This is a genomic window from Sulfurospirillum diekertiae (genome assembly GCF_011769985.2).
GTDB classification, from domain to species: domain Bacteria; phylum Campylobacterota; class Campylobacteria; order Campylobacterales; family Sulfurospirillaceae; genus Sulfurospirillum; species Sulfurospirillum diekertiae.
The window spans coordinates 1,610,438-1,626,625 of the sequence record NZ_CP039734.2 but is presented as its reverse complement, the minus strand read 5'-3'; the positions used below and the strand labels follow the sequence as shown (position 1 = coordinate 1,626,625).

At 37.5% G+C, this 16,188-nt stretch carries 17 protein-coding genes; 9 read left to right on the top strand and 8 right to left on the bottom strand.

The annotated features are described in order from the left end of the window. Positions 1 to 61 precede the first annotated feature (61 nt). Positions 62 to 625: an LOG family protein gene (locus FA584_RS08335; RefSeq protein ID WP_167749127.1), complete on the top strand. Its 564-nt coding sequence runs from the start codon at positions 62 to 64 to the stop codon at positions 623 to 625. A gap of 46 nt (positions 626 to 671) precedes the next feature. Here FA584_RS08335 and FA584_RS08330 read toward each other — a convergent pair whose 3' ends face one another. From FA584_RS08330 to FA584_RS08315, 4 genes are read right to left on the bottom strand one after another with little or no spacing between them, the layout of a single operon-like run. After that, the gene (locus FA584_RS08330) at positions 672 to 1,436 is read right to left on the bottom strand and encodes a hypothetical protein (protein WP_167749126.1); all 765 of its coding nucleotides are present in this window, start codon (positions 1,434 to 1,436) and stop codon (positions 672 to 674) included. After that, on the bottom strand, positions 1,433 to 2,050 hold the full coding sequence (locus FA584_RS08325) for an NlpC/P60 family protein (RefSeq protein WP_167749125.1): 618 nt from the start codon (positions 2,048 to 2,050) through the stop codon (positions 1,433 to 1,435). The genes FA584_RS08330 and FA584_RS08325 overlap by 4 nt, the downstream gene beginning before the upstream one ends. A gap of 45 nt (positions 2,051 to 2,095) precedes the next feature. Beyond that, positions 2,096 to 2,974 carry a metallophosphoesterase family protein gene (locus tag FA584_RS08320; protein WP_167749124.1) on the bottom strand — a complete coding sequence of 293 codons (879 nt, stop codon included), beginning with the start codon at positions 2,972 to 2,974 and terminating at the stop codon, positions 2,096 to 2,098. After that, positions 2,971 to 4,104: a MalY/PatB family protein gene (locus FA584_RS08315; protein ID WP_167749123.1), complete on the bottom strand. Its 1,134-nt coding sequence runs from the start codon at positions 4,102 to 4,104 to the stop codon at positions 2,971 to 2,973. Before FA584_RS08315 ends, FA584_RS08320 begins: the two co-directional genes overlap by 4 nt. Positions 4,105 to 4,180: 76 nt before the next feature. Here FA584_RS08315 and FA584_RS08310 point away from each other — a divergent pair, with 76 nt between their 5' ends. After that, on the top strand, positions 4,181 to 4,933 hold the full coding sequence (locus FA584_RS08310; protein ID WP_167749122.1) for a TerB family tellurite resistance protein: 753 nt from the start codon (positions 4,181 to 4,183) through the stop codon (positions 4,931 to 4,933). Beyond that, a complete protein-coding gene (locus tag FA584_RS08305) occupies positions 4,934 to 5,416 on the top strand; it encodes an acyl-CoA thioesterase (RefSeq protein WP_096046856.1) in 483 nt (160 codons plus the stop codon). Positions 5,417 to 5,425: 9 nt separating this feature from the next. Here the strand turns inward: FA584_RS08305 and FA584_RS08300 are convergent, their stop codons facing one another. Then, on the bottom strand, positions 5,426 to 6,052 hold the full coding sequence (locus FA584_RS08300) for a DsbA family protein (protein ID WP_167749121.1): 627 nt from the start codon (positions 6,050 to 6,052) through the stop codon (positions 5,426 to 5,428). A 130-nt stretch (positions 6,053 to 6,182) separates the two neighbouring features. Further along, complete coding sequence (locus tag FA584_RS08295; protein WP_167749120.1) at positions 6,183 to 6,620, bottom strand: disulfide oxidoreductase; 438 nt, start codon at positions 6,618 to 6,620, stop codon at positions 6,183 to 6,185. A 103-nt stretch (positions 6,621 to 6,723) separates the two neighbouring features. On the opposite strand from FA584_RS08295, the gene purH reads away from it, so the two are divergent. From purH to FA584_RS08265, 6 genes are all read left to right on the top strand, one after another. Further along, positions 6,724 to 8,256: a bifunctional phosphoribosylaminoimidazolecarboxamide formyltransferase/IMP cyclohydrolase gene (gene purH, locus FA584_RS08290; protein ID WP_167749119.1), complete on the top strand. Its 1,533-nt coding sequence runs from the start codon at positions 6,724 to 6,726 to the stop codon at positions 8,254 to 8,256. Positions 8,257 to 8,397: 141 nt separating this feature from the next. Next, positions 8,398 to 8,754 (top strand): hypothetical protein, encoded by a 357-nt coding sequence (locus FA584_RS08285; protein ID WP_228447960.1) that lies wholly within the window; start codon positions 8,398 to 8,400, stop codon positions 8,752 to 8,754. 1 nt (position 8,755) lies between these two features. Further along, positions 8,756 to 10,027: a hypothetical protein gene (locus FA584_RS08280; RefSeq protein WP_167749118.1), complete on the top strand. Its 1,272-nt coding sequence runs from the start codon at positions 8,756 to 8,758 to the stop codon at positions 10,025 to 10,027. Continuing rightward, entirely contained in the window at positions 10,024 to 10,323 is a 300-nt protein-coding gene (locus FA584_RS08275) for a metal-sulfur cluster assembly factor (RefSeq protein ID WP_191342038.1), read from the top strand. The genes FA584_RS08280 and FA584_RS08275 overlap by 4 nt, the downstream gene beginning before the upstream one ends. 86 nt (positions 10,324 to 10,409) lie before the next feature. Beyond that, a complete protein-coding gene (locus FA584_RS08270; protein WP_167749117.1) occupies positions 10,410 to 10,721 on the top strand; it encodes a hypothetical protein in 312 nt (103 codons plus the stop codon). After that, on the top strand, positions 10,718 to 12,307 hold the full coding sequence (locus FA584_RS08265; RefSeq protein ID WP_167749116.1) for a methyl-accepting chemotaxis protein: 1,590 nt from the start codon (positions 10,718 to 10,720) through the stop codon (positions 12,305 to 12,307). Before FA584_RS08270 ends, FA584_RS08265 begins: the two co-directional genes overlap by 4 nt. A gap of 12 nt (positions 12,308 to 12,319) precedes the next feature. Here FA584_RS08265 and FA584_RS08260 read toward each other — a convergent pair whose 3' ends face one another. Together FA584_RS08260 and FA584_RS08255 are read right to left on the bottom strand one after the other, a co-directional pair. Continuing rightward, positions 12,320 to 14,278: an ABC-F family ATP-binding cassette domain-containing protein gene (locus FA584_RS08260; protein ID WP_167749115.1), complete on the bottom strand. Its 1,959-nt coding sequence runs from the start codon at positions 14,276 to 14,278 to the stop codon at positions 12,320 to 12,322. A gap of 87 nt (positions 14,279 to 14,365) precedes the next feature. Beyond that, positions 14,366 to 15,976, bottom strand: a complete 1,611-nt coding sequence (locus tag FA584_RS08255) for a methyl-accepting chemotaxis protein (RefSeq protein WP_167749114.1) — start codon at positions 15,974 to 15,976, stop codon at positions 14,366 to 14,368. Positions 15,977 to 16,188 lie beyond the last annotated feature (212 nt).

Here is a 16,188-nt window from a genome sequence, read left to right as displayed (position 1 = left end):
ATTCTTTTAATTTGAAAAAGAATATTATTTTAGCTCAAATTTGATAATGAAAAGGGCATGGATGAAAAGCATTGCAGTCTATTGTGGTTCAAGTCTTGGGGCAAGTGAAATTTATAAAAAGCAAGCAATTTTACTGGGCAAATTTTTAGCAAAAAATAATATTACATTAATTTATGGTGGAGCCAGTGTTGGTATTATGGGAACTATTGCAGATGCAGTTCTTGCAGAAGGCGGTTCTGTTATTGGTGTTATTCCAGCATTTCTTGAACAAAGAGAAATCGCGCATAAAGATTTGACGGAACTGATTTGTGTGGACACGATGCATGAACGTAAAGCGAAAATGATGGCATTAGCGGATGGTTTTATTGCTCTGCCAGGAGGACCTGGAACGCTTGAAGAATTTTTTGAAGTTTTTACATGGAATCAGATAGGATTGTTACAAAAGCCTTGTGGTATTTTAAATATCAATGGTTATTACAACAAGCTTATTGAGTTATTTGATCATATGGTTGCTGAAAAATTTTTACAAGAACGTGCGCGCAATGTATTTTATGTTGATGATAACTATGAGAGCTTATTGAATCAAATGAATGCGTATACGCCACCTGCCATTAAAACGTATTAATGTCGCATTTGAGTAACACAAGCTTTGCTTGTGTTACATGTAAAGTCTAAAACGTTCCGTAAGCGACAAAAAAGGCGATATTCATACATTGAGGTTGTGCGGCACCACCTTTGGATGGGCAACGTTTCATATAGGTATTAATGACTTTGCCATCTTTATTGGTGAGCATCGGATAATTGAAATTCATATAGTCCAAGATATTTTTGCCATTGGAATGGTGAATAAACTCAACTGTACCATCAGGTTCAACTTTTGTGACAATGCCTACATGCGTAATATTTTCAGCCACTTGAACAGAAGGTTTTTTTACCGCAACTTTATTTTTACCTTTACCTTTGGTTTTCACTGCAGGTTTGTGCTCAGTGTTTTCAAAAAAGACAAGGTCTCCAAGATGGGGAAGTCTGGTTTCATAGGCATTCCCTTTTTGGGACATAAGATTGAACATGGCACGCGATTTTCGAGCATTGTCAAAACTTTGGCTTAACTCTTTTTCCTTATAAAAAGGAGCTCCTGTTTTATAGTTGATTAGACTCACAAAGCCTGAGCAGTCGCCACCATCGCGTTTACCTAAATACATCAATGCATTTTGAACAATAGATTCACGTAAAGAGAGTTTTTGTACAGGGCGTAAGTCGTAACTCTCATGTTCTTGTTGTAAGTAAAAATCATTAGACGGGTTTTCTCCAAGATACATTTTCTTCTCAGATTGAGTGTTCTCTGCCATTGGTACCGTAGGTGTTTCAACAGTTGCTTTTGGTGCGCAGCCTATGACAAAAAGAGCAGCCAAGCTCAACGTAAGCCATTTTTTCATTTGATTCTCCCATATGCGCTAAAATATGCGGGTGCTAAGCATTTATGGTTTTCATCTTTAGAACATTTTTCCATATAAGAGTTGACAACTTTATTGTTGTACATCGCAACGGTTGGATAGTTAAGATTCATTTGGCTAATCAAATTTTTTCCTTTGGTGTGGTGTATAAAATAGACAGTTTCATCGGGATCAATTTGTGTGACAATCCCAATGTGTGTGATGTTATCATCACTTTTGGATTTAGAATATTTTTTAACAGTGTTGGCAAAAAAGATCAGATCGCCAACTCTAGGTTTGTCTTGGTAGGTACGTTTTTGAGTTTCAAGAAGATTGTAAATGGCTAATGAGCGTCTTGTATCTTCAAAATAACCATTGAGTTCTGCTGGTGTGAAAAAAGGCTCGGTACTCTCTTTGTTGACCAAGCTTACAAATCCAGAACAGTCTAAGCCATCTTTTTTTCCTTGATGTTTAAGAGCATTTGTAACGATCTCTTGACGTTTGGGTGCATCATCTTTAGCTTGTGGAAGTTCAGGAGCATTTTGTGTAAACTCTTTTTGGGCACAACCAGTTAGTAAAAACAAGCAGGAACAAAGTGCAAATAGGTACTGTTTCATTCAAATCCTCATAAAAAGTGCGGCAGGCATATTAGCTATTTTTACCTAAATTTTTGGTACAAGCACTGTACGTTCTAAGGTATCTAACCATTTTTCTTCCATATGGTCGTACGTCTTAATGGTAACATGATTGTCATATAAAAACAAAGAGTTTGTCCAAATCACCTCTTTATTCATATCGCTATTGTGGATGTTAGTGACATGTTCAACATGATTGATTGTTGAAGCAAAACTAGGCTCTTTTGCGGATGTGTGCGTATGTCCACTGACCCATAAAAAAAGTTGGGGATTGGCATGCAGTAATGTTTGAATTTTCTCCTTAGGTTGAGCGATAAAATTGGGAGTATTTGCCCAATGGTTATAATTTTCTAATGTATGATCTAGGGGTGCATGAAAAAAGACGATAGTAGGTGTTTTAGGATGATTTTTGAGCTCATTTTCAAACCAACTGAACTGTTCATCTGAGAGTTTTGTTAAATATGTTGCATCATCGGCAGAGAGGAAAATAAGTAAATAGGGTGGTTTTTCAATGCTATAGTAGAGCTTCGAGAGTCCAAATGTGCTCTGAAAACGCCTCAGTTTTTGGTCTTGAATTTCACGAGGTGCATGTTGGAATTTTCCATTGCTATCGAGCTCATCAGCATAGACAAAATCGTGATTACCGGTAATAACATGAAGTGGCTTCGTGAGTTTTGAAAAGTAGTTTTTAGCAAAGTCATACTCCTCTTGTATCCCCGTTTTAGAGCAGATATCACCCACGGCTACAACCATATCGACATCATTCCATTGGTTAATCTGCTCTAGCACTTTCTCTTTCATCTGAGGATTTTTTCCTGGAAGATGAGGATCTCCAAGCACCACAATGTGTGAATCACTGTAGAGGCTAAGAGCTGTTAAAAGTCCTAGGAGTAAATATTTAATCATAAGCTATCCAGTGCCTTTTGCATACGTTTCAAAATCTCTTTCAAAACACTTTTTTGGGTTCCAAAGTTTAATCGTACACAATTTTTGTCGCCAAATGGTTCCCCATCGCTTAGCCCAACACCAAAATTCAAAAAAAACTCGTAGGGGCTCTTTACATGTAAAGCAGATGCATCGATCCACGCGAGAAAGGTTGCTTCTTGATCTAAAAGTTTGAGTTTTGGATTTTTACGGACAAAGTCTTGTACCATTTTAAGATTTTCAGCCAAATAGAGACGAAGTTCACCCAGCCACGCATCACCTTCAAGGTAAGCTGCTTTAAGCGCGGTGATACCTAAAAGATTGATACCTCCGACCATACTGCCCATTGTCTTTTTAAAGTTTTTGCGAAGTTCTGCATTGGGAATAATCGCAAATGAGGCTTGAAGCCCTGCGATGTTAAAGGTTTTACTTGGTGCCATCAACGTAATACTTTTTTGTGCTAATGCATCGCTTAGTGAAGCAATAGGAACATGTTTAGCCTCTGGATTTAAAAGTAGATCCGCATGGATTTCATCGGAGCAGATCGTAAGATTGTGTTTTAAACAAAAATCCCCAAGTCTTTCAAGTTCTTTACATGTAAAAACAGTTCCAGCCGGATTGTAAGGATTACAGAGCATAAAAAGTTTACAGGTAGGTTTTATTGCTTGCTCCATCGCCTCATAATCCAGTACCCAACGGTTATTTTCTTCTTTCATCGCAATGGCGAGAACTTCTTTATGGGCGTACTTTGGTGCTTTAATGAAGTGCGGATAAATTGGTGTCGTTGTCATCACGCTTGCTCCATCCACGGTAAGACATGCGATATTCATGCTGCTAACGACACCATGGGTAAAGAGCAACCACTCTTTTTTGATTTCCCAGTGGTAGTGACGTTTGAGAAATGCAATAATCGCATCGTAGGTTTCATCGTCGATATCTGTGTAGCCAAAAACACCTTCATTCACTCGTGCTTGAAGAGCATCAACCACGCAAGCAGGGGACTTAAAGTCCATATCAGCGACCCATGCGGGGATGACATCAGCTCCTTTATATCTGTTCCATTTTTCACAAGGTGTCTTTGTTCTATCCACAATCTCGTCAAAACTACCCATCAAAATTGTCCTTTTTTTTAGTGTAATGATTGTAACATATTTTTATAAACCAAGTTTTACATGTAAAGGTGAAAAAATGACCTACGTCATTATTGCAGTTGCTATTGTTGTTTTTTATCTCTTGACAAAGAACTATCAAACTGAGGCTTACCAGCATATTAATGTCAATGTTAAGCAGACGCTTAAAGGAGATTTAGCGGAGCATGAAGCGGGACTTTTAGTCGCATTGATGGCAAAAGTCGCCAAAGCCGATGGTAGAGTCAATGAGCTTGAAGCCGAACTTTTAAGTTTGACATTTAATGATATTGCTCGTGTATTTGAAAACAGTGAAAGTGTTCGTGAAGCGCTTAAAGTGATCTATCAAAAAGAGATGCAAAGTTTTGATAACACTCTGATTGTCTCACAAAAATACCTTAAACTGACTCAAAATGACTACGCAAAACGTCTCAAAGTGATGGAATATCTGCTCAATCTTGCCTTTATTGACAATGAATTTTCCAAAGCGGAATTTATGATAACCGAAGACATTGCCAATGCGTTAGAAATTAAACATGCTGATTTTGAGAGACTAATCGCCTCTTTTGAACAATTTTATGCGAATAAAACAGCGCAAACACAGTTTGGAATAAAAAAAGCATATGTAATTTTAGGAGCTGAACCGAGCGAAGATATGGAGAGTATCAAGAAAAAATATCGCGCTTTGGTCAAAGAGCATCACCCCGATATTTTAATGGGGCAAGGAAAAGATCAAAGCATTATCGATGCTGCGACTACGAAGCTTCAAGAGATTAATGAAGCGTATGAGATGATTAAAAAGGAAAAAAGTTAGATGTTATCGACCCCATTTGAAAAACACACCCTCAGTATGTCCGTTTTAATGACACCCGATAAGGCCAATTTCTCTGGCAATGTACATGGAGGAGATCTTTTAAAGCTCCTTGATCAAGTGGCTTATGCCTGTGCATCACGCTATTGTGGTGGGTATGTGGTCACGATGTCGGTTGATCAGGTCATTTTTAAACAAGCGATTCCTGTGGGGATGCTTGTGACATTTTTAGCCAGTGTCAATTTTACGGGTAAAACATCGATGGAAGTAGGCATTAAAGTCATCGCAGAGAATATTCAAAAAGGGATCGCAACGCATACGAACAGTTGCTTTTTCACGATGGTCGCAGTCGATGAAAAGGGGAGACCTACGCCTGTGCCTCCCTTAGTTCCTGAAACAGATGTTGAAAAGAGACGTTTTCATGATGGGCAGCGTCGACGTGACATTAGGCTTCACGGTTACAATGAGATCTCACCCCAAAATTAGGGGTGTGTTTTAGAGTTCTGATTTTATAAGATCTTCTAACTCTTGTTTCCCAAATTTAATGAGTGGTTTGCCATTGACAAAAAACTCTGGTGTGGCATTGACACCTAGCGTTTTGGTATCGGCAATATCTTGTTTAATCAGTGCATCGATCTCAGGTTTTTTCAAATCCTCTTTTAATCTGTCAATATCAATCCCAGCTTCGGGCAAAAATCCCCAAATAAGACCAATGTTTGGGGTGCCGTGACTTGCCCATTTATCTTGGTATTTGTAAATGACTTCCAGTGCTTCAAGGTATTTACCTTGTAAACGTGCCGCTTCAATCATCGCAACCACATAATAGGAATCGGTATGAAAAGGAGCATAGCGCAATACCAGTTTCAGTGTGTCAGGATTTTGTTTGAGTATGCTTTTAACAAACGGATAAAAACTTTTACATGTACCGCACGCTGGGTCAAAAAATTCAACGATGGTTGTTTTCGCATTGGGATTGCCCAAAACATAAGCGTATGGACGCACAAGTGCAGCACTTTTTTCTGCAGAGACACTATGGTTAGCGTTCTTATAAACATAACTTCCTCCGACAAAAAGAAGTACAAGTACGAAGAGTGAAGCGACAATAAGGGTCTGTTTTTTCATAGTTATGAAGCCTTTTAATGTGATAGAGTTCTTGCAGAACTCTTTTGATAACAGTTTTTAGGCAAAGCCCAAAAACCTACGCTACGCCGCTGTGGCACTAAAGCTTGCCTCTAACGAGGCAGAAGACGTCTTACAATTTTGTACGAAATCTAATGAAAATTAAAGTAACAAAAATGAGTGCAAATGCAACCAGTGAGAGAAGCTGAATGGTGATAAATCCAAACCAGTTGATGTAGTCACTTGTACATGAAACCCCTTGAGAACAGGGAGCTAGCGTTTCGGGGACGATGCCAAAGTAGAGCAAATTGTGGTAAATCGCAAAGAAAAGCCCTAGGAGCACGAGTGGCATGGCATATTTGAAAATATTTTGATCGTTGCTAAAAAGTGCGACGAGAAAAAGAACACTCAATGGGTACATGCAAATGCGCTGATACCAACACATGACACAAGGAGGAAACATCATAATTTCACTGAAAAACAGACTTCCGAGCATTGACACCATCGAAACGATCCATGCAAAAAACAGTAGTGTAAAAAGTGTGTTTGACGACTTTTGTATTTGATCCATTAAAACTCCCAATATTTTGCCAATTGTATTTAATACGTCCTAAAAGGAACGTATTGTAAAATAAAAATATCAATAAATTATTAATACGATAAAAAGGACGAGTGTGAGAGCGTTAATTAGTGTCAGCGATAAAACGGGGATTGCGGAGTTTGCTAAGGATTTGGTAGCGTTGGGTTTTGAGATTATTTCTACGGGTGGAACTTATAAACTTTTAAAAGAAGAGGGCATTAAAGCTCTCGAAATTAGTGAAGTAACCAAGTTTCCTGAGATGTTTGATGGACGTGTGAAAACACTCAATCCTCTTATCCACGGAGGGATACTTCATCGAAGAGATTTACCTTTACATGTAAAAGTAGCCAAAGAGCATGGCATTGAAGGAATTGACCTTGTCTGTGTGAATCTTTATCCGTTTAAAGAGACGATTGCTAAGACCGATGATTTTGATGAGATTATCGAAAATATCGACATTGGTGGTCCTGCAATGGTACGAAGTGCAGCGAAAAACTTTAATGATGTCATGATCGTCACCGATGTTTTGGATTATGACCGTGTCATCGAAGCGTTGAAATCGGGTGCTAATAGCTTGGAATTTAGAAGAGATTTGATGATCAAGGCATTCGAGCACACAGGTGCTTACGATAGCATGATCGCCAATTATATGAACAAACGTTTTAACAACGGTTTTGGTGAGAAACAGTTCATTGTTGGCACTAAAGCGTTTGATACCCGTTATGGCGAGAACCCACACCAAAAAGGCTCATTGTACGAGTTTGATTACTTCTTTACCAACAATTTTAAAACCCTCAAGGGCGAAGCCAGCTTTAACAATATGACAGACATCAACGGTGCCGTTAAAATTGCCGCTTCTTTTGGCGATGCACCGGCTGTGTGTATCATCAAACATGCCAATCCGTGTGGTTTTGCTATCGGTAACGATCTGTTAGACAGTTACATCAAAGCGCTTAAATGCGATCCTGTTTCTGCGTACGGTGGTGTCGTGGCGATTAATGGAACCTTGAACAAAGCGTTGGCAGAAAAAATTAATGAGATTTTCGTGGAAGTCATCATCGCGGCAAATGTCGACGAGGATGCGTTGCATGTGTTTGATGCTAAAAAACGTATCAAAATCTTTACGCAAGAGAGCAAATATTTAGTGCTTAGTGAAGATGCGTATGACTTTAAACACGTCGATGGCGGTTTTGTCTTCCAAGAGAGTGATGCAGTGAATGATGATGAGATCAAAAATGCAAAATGTTTGACCAAACGCACCGCTTCCAAACAAGAAATGAGCGATCTTGAAATTGCCTATAAAGTGGCAAGTTTGACCAAATCGAATTGCGTCGTGTATGTGAAAGACAGCGCTATGGTAGCGATTGGTATGGGAATGACCAGTCGTGTGGATGCCGCTAAAGCAGCGCTTCGTAAAGCCGAAGAAATGGGTATTGATGTCAGCGGTGCTGCACTTGCTAGCGAAGCATTTTTCCCATTCCGTGATAGCATTGACGCCGCAGCAGAGGCTGGGGTTAAAGCGATCATTGAACCAGGTGGGAGTATTAGGGATGAAGACGTGATTGCTGCTGCCAATGAGCATGGTATGGCGCTTTATTTCACGGGTGTGCGACACTTTTTACACTAAAATATACTAAGGAGAGTCTTTTTTAAGGCTCTCCTAACATCTATCTTGCTAATTAAGACAATAACTCTCTTTTGCTTGATGTAGATTAAGGAAATTAACTTTACTTTGCATTATAGTTTCATCAAAAAGAAGGATGAAATTATGATGACTCCAGACAATTATCCCCACGAAGCAAAACTTTTACATGTAGATAATGCAACGGTTCCGTTTTTCTCTTATGTACGAGAAGGAATAGAATACATTAGCTTTGATACCTCTTTATGCACGCCACCAGAACCAATGGTCAATGCGATGATTGCGCTTGAGCTGTTAGATAACGCGCATAAAAAAATAGTGATGATTAACCATCGTTCACCTGTTGGTTTATTGGCTAAAGTACAACCATTTTATGACATTGATGTCACTGAAATTGATGGTGGAAAACTTCAACTTGTTTTTTCCTATAAAGAGGGAATGAGTGATAAAGTTGATTTAAGCCAAAAACAGTGCAACGGTTGATATGAAAGTCTCTTTAGCCACAGAGATGGCACCACCTTTTGTATTGGTTGCACATTTTTTTATTGTAGGAATTATATTTTTGTTTTTAAGTGGTATTGCACTACTGTTTATGAGTGTTGACATCTCTGGTTATATTATCTCTTCCTCATTAGCCGCTTTTTCACATTTATATTTGTTGGGTTTTGTGATGATGGTTATTTTTGGAGCCATGTATCAGCTTCTCCCTGTTGTCCTTGAAGTACCTATCTTTTCTAAAGATTTTGCCTATGTACAATTTTATATGTACGTTGTTGGTTTCTCCTTGATGGTGAGTGGGTTTACCTTTGGTGAACTTCATTTATTGATTCCCTATGGTGCGGTTATTACGTATCTTTCAATGCTCATTTTTTGTTTCAATGTTTTTTTAACATTTAATCGTTTAAAAAAGATCACACTTGTAAGTAAATTTTTGCTGATAGGTACAATCTTTTTGTTTATTTCCGTAACGTTAGGTTTGTTAATAGGTCTTAGCTTAGGACATGGTCTTTTAACTATTGATATTGACGCATGGGTAAAAGCACATATATTGGGCACTCTTGGCGGTTTTGTGATGATGATTGTTATGGGTGTTTCTATGGTATTGATACCGATGTTTTCTCTCTCACATGATTATGAAGAGAAGTGGATCAATGCATCATTGTATTTGCATAGTTTTGGAATAGCACTATGTATGATTACCTTGATTGTTAAACTTCCTTTTTTTATTCAAGCGATCGCTATGGTGTTGATAGTGTTGGGAATTTTGTGTTTCATGGTACAAATAACAATTATTTTTCAACAAAGAGCACGTAAGCAAAATGATTATTGGGTTAAAAATGTTGTTTTTGCACTCATCTGCTTGTTTGCAGCATCGATAAGTTGTATATTTTATTTTATTTTTGCTAACAGCACACTAGGCATACTATCTGGGGTACTTTTCTTTTTTGGTTTTTTGCTCTCGTTTATTATTGGGCATATCTATAAAATTTTGCCTTTTTTGATCTGGTACGAGAGATTTGCACCATTTGTTGGCAAACAAAAAGTACCACTTTTACATCAGATGATTCACACGAAAGTAGCCGATACTCAAACGTGGATATTGTTTGTTTCCGTTGTTGTTCTTAGTAGTGGTGTTTTAATGCAGTTTGAAAAACTTTTTTTCATAGGGAGTGTGTTGCTACTTCTATCTTTGATATTGGTAGTTTTTAATACAGTGTATGTGTTTAATTATAAAATGAGGGAGAATGAGAAATGATCATGACAGAAGAAGATATTTACAATGCTATTTCAACCGTAATTGACCCAGAAGTTGGTTTTGATATCGTTTCGTTAGGACTTATTTATGGTGTAAAAATTGAAGATACTCATGTGAATATTACTATGACGCTTTCTACGAAAGGATGCCCTTTGCATGAACTGATTCAGCAATGGACAAAAGATGCTGTCTTAAAAGTCGAGGGTGTGCAAGATTGTACGATTGAAATCGTATGGGAACCTGCATGGAATATTACAATGGCGAGTGAACGTGTCAAAAAGGAACTGTGTGGTTAAGTTGTGTCGTTTTAATAATACATTAATTTCTTAAATGGACAAATATATACTATAATAAAAGTTAATTTTTTGTATTTGGAGACGCAATGGATTTAGTGACCAAAGTGCACAGTGAGCATGTGAATATTCTTATCACAGGCACGATTAAGACAATTGGAAATGCACAAGCGATCAAAGATGCAATTCGCCAAGCGCATGAGCAGCATCCCCATAGTATCATTAACCTCATGATTCAAGACTCTTTTATCATTACTTCATCGGTAATAGGTTTTTTAATCAAGTCCATTAAAATGGACAAAATGAATTTACATGTAAAAGTTGGCAGTGAAGAGCTGTATGAGATGTTAGATGATATGAATTTGATTGAAATCATGAATGTGGGAAGGGTAAAAGGATGAAAAAAGGTATAGGTTTAAAAATAGGGCTAACTCTCATTCCTTTACTTTTGACAAGTTTTATTATTTTGCAATTTTTTATTGTCAATGAGTTTAAAAAATCATCTCAGATCCAAAGTGAAAATAATCTTAATTTGTTTAGTCAGTCTGTTTTCCAAACCGTACGCGCAGCGATGAATTTAGGGGATCGTGCTTTGATTGAAAAGTCATTGAAAGATGCTGGGGAAATGAAAGGAATCCAAGAGCTTAAAATCCATCAGTCACAAGTGGTGATTGATACTTTCGGTATTAATGCAAAACCTTCTACGGATGAAGCTGTCATTAATATCTTTAAAAATCCTGTACAGCATAGCGTGACTCTTGATGATGCAAAAGGGCATCGTTTAAGACTTTTAAAACCTCTTGTTGCTGAGCAAGATTGTTTAGCGTGCCACGCCACCTCTCAAAAAGGTGATGTACTTGGTGTGATGGATATGACGTTTTCATTTGCAGAAATTGATGAATATATTGGCGCTGTTAGCTGGAAACTCATTAGTATTTTTGTCCTTTCATTGCTTATTACTTCCGTGCTTATTATGTTGGTATTGAAACGCGTTGTGGGAAATCCGTTGGGAATTTTATTGGAAAGAATTAAAGATTTATCAAGTGGCAACGGTGATTTAACAGCCCGTGTACAGATCAACAGTCAAGATGAGATGGGTGATATTGCAAAATTCATCAATATTTTCATCGAAAAAATTCAATCTATTATTCTTTCATCTCAAAAAATTTCTCAAAATGTTGAACATACGGGAGAAACACTCAATACCAATGCCGTAGAATTTTCTAAAGGCGTTGTGGATCAAGCTCATCAGATTAAAATGTCGTTTGATCTAATGAAAGATATTGAAACGGATCTTGATCTTTCAGAAGAGCTTGCGATTCATACCGTAGAAGACAATACCTCGTCTTTTAGTGTCCTTGAAAAGATGAGTATTGCCTTGAATGATGTTGTTCAAAATATCAATGGAGCAAGTGATTCTGAGCAAGAGATGGCACACCAAATTCAAAATGTTGTTTCACAAACTGATCAGATCAAAGGTGTCTTGGCGATGATCAAAGATATTGCAGATCAGACCAATTTGCTTGCGCTCAATGCTGCCATTGAAGCTGCTAGGGCAGGGGAACATGGTCGTGGCTTTGCGGTTGTTGCTGATGAAGTGAGAAAACTCGCAGAACGTACACAGAAATCACTTGCAGAGATTGATGCTACGATTAGTGTTATTGTTCAAGGTGTCACACAACTTAGCAGCAATATGGAAGTGAATGCTGAAAATATTAATCGTATTTCACAAAGTGCATTCGATGTTCAAAATGCAACCGAAGAGACAAAAAATCGTACATTAGAATCTATTGAGGTTTCGAAAAAAGCTTCTAAAAAAGTCGTTGAGATTTCACACTTAACAAATCAAATGATGGAGCAGATGAAGCGAACACTCAGTTTATCTGATAATAATGAAAAAATTGCAGAAGAACTTTCGCATATTTCTCAACGAATGCTTGACTCTTCTCAAAATCTAGATTCTACACTTTCAACGTTTAAAGCTTAAATGCAAAGAGGTTTAACCTCTTTGCAACATCTCTACTTTTTCTTCTATCTCCAATAGTTCTTCAATCATTGGCTCTAAGAGTGCCTCTTTCTCTTCCAATCTTTGACTCAGCGTACTGAGTCCTATTTGCTGATAGCATTCAGGGCTCTCAAGACATTTTTTTGTGGCGGCAATTTCGTCTTCAAGTGCTTGAATTTGTAGCGGTAGCGTTTCAAGTGCTCGCTGCTCTTTGTAGCTCAGTTTTGTAGGCGCACTCTCTTTTGCTTTTTGCACTTTTGGTTCTTCTTTTTCAATCCATGGTGCTTCTTGATTCGATTCCATTGCATCAAGCTCTTTAATCTCTTTTTCAATCTCTAAATATTCACTGTAGCTTTGATAACTCTCCTCAATAATACCTTCACCTTTAAAGACATACAGTTTAGCTGCAATTTTATCGACAAAGTAACGATCGTGGCTGACAAAAATGACCGCACCCGCAAAGCTTTGGATGTACTCTTCCAAAATATTAATCGTTGGAATATCGAGATCATTGGTTGGTTCATCGAGAATAAGGCAATCCACTTCTTGTGAAAAGAGCAGGGCGAGGGCAACACGATTTTTTTCACCACCACTGAGTATGCCGATCTTTTTGTTCAAATCTTCTTTTGGAAAAAGAAAGTCTTTTAGATAGCCAAAGACGTGAAGATTTTTTCCTTTGACATCAACCCTATCGCCTCCATTAGGACAAAAAGTTTCTATGAGGTTTTTAGTATCATCGAGCATAGCTCGTTGTTGATCAAAATAACCTACTTTAAATTCACCTTTATCAAAATTTCCACTATCAACGTTGAGATCACCGAGTAGAATTTTTAAAAGTGTTGATTTTCCTGCTCCATTTTTACCAACAATGGCAATACGATCTTTTTGTAAAATACGGGTACTAAAATCTTTAATGAGAAGTTTATCGCCCAATTTTTTATGGATGTTATACATTTCAAAAAGCATTTTTTGCTTATTGATAATCTTTTCACCATTGAAATTGTGCTTTTCTCTCTCTAATTCCAGTTTGAGTTTGCGAACCAAAGAAGGATTCTTTTTGGCAGATTCGCGTAGTTCAAAGACTCTCTGTTTTCGCCCTTCATTGCGTTTAAGCCTCGCTTTGACACCACGTTTTAACCACTCTTCTTCGCCTTTGAGGTATTTGAGGAGATTTTCATGCTGTTTTTGTAAAGATAAAATCAATAATTCTTTACATGTAAGATAATTTTCATAACCACCTTCAAAACTTCTCACTTTTCCATCATCAATTTCAATCGTCCGTGTTGCTAAATGGTCGATAAAATAACGATCATGGGAGATAAAGAGGAGGGTGAATTTTGATTTTAAAAGCATTTGCTCCAAAAACTCGACCATGTAAACATCCAAATGGTTCGTTGGCTCATCCAGTAATAAAATATCTGGTTTTTGAAGAATGAGACCAGCGAGTGTTACACGACGTTGTTCACCACCACTTAAGAGATTGACATCACTTTGTTCAAACTGTTTGAGATCAAATTCTTGTAAAACTTGCTCAATCTTTTCATCTAAACTCCACGCATCATGTAAATCCAAAAAAGTGACGAGTTGGCTCTGCTCTGCGAGCAAGGATTCATTATGGTAGTCAGATTCAAGTATTTTAATGACCTCTTCATAACGAACTCTCGCCATTTTGAGCTCTTTGAGTTCTTCTTCAATCGCTTCTTTAACATTCATTCCCTCTTTAAAGCGAGGAGTTTGGTCTAACATGCCAACTTTAATATTTTTTTGGAGAATACGTCTTCCATCATCAGTTTCCAATGCACCAAAAACGATCTTCATCAGTGTAGATTTTCCACCGCCATTTTTACCAATGATTGCAACACGCTCGCCTTCATGCAAGGAAAAGTCAACGTCTATTAAAATTTTTTGAGTTTCATATGCTTTGCTAATGCCGATTAAATCTAAAAGTGCCAAATGTACTCCGTTGTTTTTGCGCGTATTATACCATTAACATGGGAAGGAAGAAGAGGGTAAAGCTTTGCACTTTACCCTGAAAGGTGGTTATGATCTGAATTGATTGAGTTTGTTGTTAAGATTTTCTGCTAAACGTGAAAGATGATCTGCCGCTGCCGCAATTTCTTCTACACTTCTTGCATTTTGGCTTGTCAACGTATTGATGTTACTCACCATACTGACGATTTTATCGGTGTCTTGTGAAATCTTTTGTGAGTTCTGTGCACTGGTTGTTACGGAATCAACACTCTCTTTCATCACTTGTGTTGTTCCCAAAATCGTTGTTTCAACACCGCTGGAAACCGTTGAGAGTCTTTGAATGTTTTTAGCATTTCTTCCCATCTGTTCAGATGAGTCGACAATGGATTGAACAATGACATTAATCGTTGCGTTAATCTCAGTCAGTGAACTTTGAGTTCTTTCAGCGAGCTTTCGTACTTCATCGGCAACAACCGCAAATCCACGACCATGTTCTCCTGCCCTAGCAGCTTCAATAGCGGCATTAAGTGCAAGTAAATTGGTTTGATCGGCAATATCCGAAATGACTGTTAAGATTTGCTTCACTTGCTCTGCATCATGGCTCATTTGCTCTAATTTTTGAGCAAGGGCAGTTTCAGCTTCACTTGCAGATTCGACTTCATTGCGAAGCGTAATAACTTCATTTTTAGCATTGTCCAGTCGATGACCTGCTGTTGCAATATTTTGTTTCATCGTTTCAGAAAGCGTAGCGGTTTCTTGAACAAAGGTCTTAATGATTTGAATCTCTTGGATTGTATTTTCTACAATCGTAGAACTTTGTTCAGCATTACGCCCAATTTGCATACTGGTGGTACTCAGTTCATGCGATACAGAAGCATTTTCACTGGAAGAGGCTTTTGCATCAACAATAGTGCTTTCAAGTGTTTCAACCAATGAATTGAAGCTATCAACCATCTCTTTGATCTCATTTGATTTCTCGTATTTAATACGAAAATTAAGCTCTTTAGTGCGAACAAAATTAGCAATACTATCACGTACAAGATGAACACCTTGCATGATGTTATTACGGATAAGAATACTGATGAAAATTGTTGAGCCAATAATGATAAGAGAGAGAATAATCATGATAGCATTAGCACTTTGTTTTTCATGAGCAGCAGTGGTTGCAGAGTCTTTTGCAATATCTGAATTATATTTCATATGTGCATCTAAAGCAGCTGTGAAATTTTTTAATGTAGGCCTACTTTTGTTGAGGAAATTTCCTGCTTCAAGTTTATGCCCTGTTTCTGATAATTTGATAACTTCTTGCGCAATAGTAGCATACTGTTCAAAACTTGTAATATCTTTGCTAAGCATGTCTCTATCTTTATCATCACTAACAAATGACTCATAGTTTTTAAGTAGTTTACTAATATTCGCCAAACTGGTTTTAATTCCCGTTGCACTTTTATCGTTTGATCCTTTATCTTCTTGCGAAATATGCTCCCATAAAACCAATCGGAGTCTGAGCGCATCAACTGTGATATCATTCAATATAAGAATACTTGGAAGCGAATTGACATTGCTATAATTTGTTTCTTCATAGACTTTATCTAGTTCTTTCATACTAATACCAAAGATGGCACAAGTCCCTATAATTGCGATGGATAGCAGAATCATCAGTTGTTTAGAAATCGTCATTTTAACCCCTTTTTGTTCTATGTCTTGATTGTAAACTCATTTTCCTAATAAAATATTTAAATCAATTTTATGAGTATAGAAATGAGAAGGAAAACTAATTTCCGTGAAAATAATAGCATGCATGCGTTGCAAATGTGTTATATCGGTTTAGACAATATTGATGAAAAACTGGTATGATAACGTTTTTCAATTAGACAAAGGAACAAGGCTTT

Bases quoted from the DNA above. Each gene is read 5' to 3' on its own strand.
- FA584_RS08320 (WP_167749124.1), bottom strand. From the start codon at position 2,974: ATGATTAAATATTTACTCCTAGGACTTTTAACAGCTCTTAGCCTCTAC.
- FA584_RS08285 (WP_228447960.1), top strand. From the start codon at position 8,398: ATGATGACTCCAGACAATTATCCCCACGAAGCAAAACTTTTACATGTA.
- FA584_RS08265 (WP_167749116.1), top strand. From the start codon at position 10,718: ATGAAAAAAGGTATAGGTTTAAAAATAGGGCTAACTCTCATTCCTTTA.
- FA584_RS08300 (WP_167749121.1), bottom strand. From the start codon at position 6,052: ATGAAAAAACAGACCCTTATTGTCGCTTCACTCTTCGTACTTGTACTT.
- FA584_RS08270 (WP_167749117.1), top strand. From the start codon at position 10,410: ATGGATTTAGTGACCAAAGTGCACAGTGAGCATGTGAATATTCTTATC.
- FA584_RS08325 (WP_167749125.1), bottom strand. From the start codon at position 2,050: ATGAAACAGTACCTATTTGCACTTTGTTCCTGCTTGTTTTTACTAACT.
- FA584_RS08275 (WP_191342038.1), top strand. From the start codon at position 10,024: ATGATCATGACAGAAGAAGATATTTACAATGCTATTTCAACCGTAATT.
- FA584_RS08295 (WP_167749120.1), bottom strand. From the start codon at position 6,620: ATGGATCAAATACAAAAGTCGTCAAACACACTTTTTACACTACTGTTT.
- FA584_RS08280 (WP_167749118.1), top strand. From the start codon at position 8,756: ATGAAAGTCTCTTTAGCCACAGAGATGGCACCACCTTTTGTATTGGTT.
- FA584_RS08310 (WP_167749122.1), top strand. From the start codon at position 4,181: ATGACCTACGTCATTATTGCAGTTGCTATTGTTGTTTTTTATCTCTTG.
- FA584_RS08305 (WP_096046856.1), top strand. From the start codon at position 4,934: ATGTTATCGACCCCATTTGAAAAACACACCCTCAGTATGTCCGTTTTA.
- FA584_RS08335 (WP_167749127.1), top strand. From the start codon at position 62: ATGAAAAGCATTGCAGTCTATTGTGGTTCAAGTCTTGGGGCAAGTGAA.
- FA584_RS08315 (WP_167749123.1), bottom strand. From the start codon at position 4,104: ATGGGTAGTTTTGACGAGATTGTGGATAGAACAAAGACACCTTGTGAA.
- FA584_RS08255 (WP_167749114.1), bottom strand. From the start codon at position 15,976: ATGACGATTTCTAAACAACTGATGATTCTGCTATCCATCGCAATTATA.
- FA584_RS08330 (WP_167749126.1), bottom strand. From the start codon at position 1,436: ATGAAAAAATGGCTTACGTTGAGCTTGGCTGCTCTTTTTGTCATAGGC.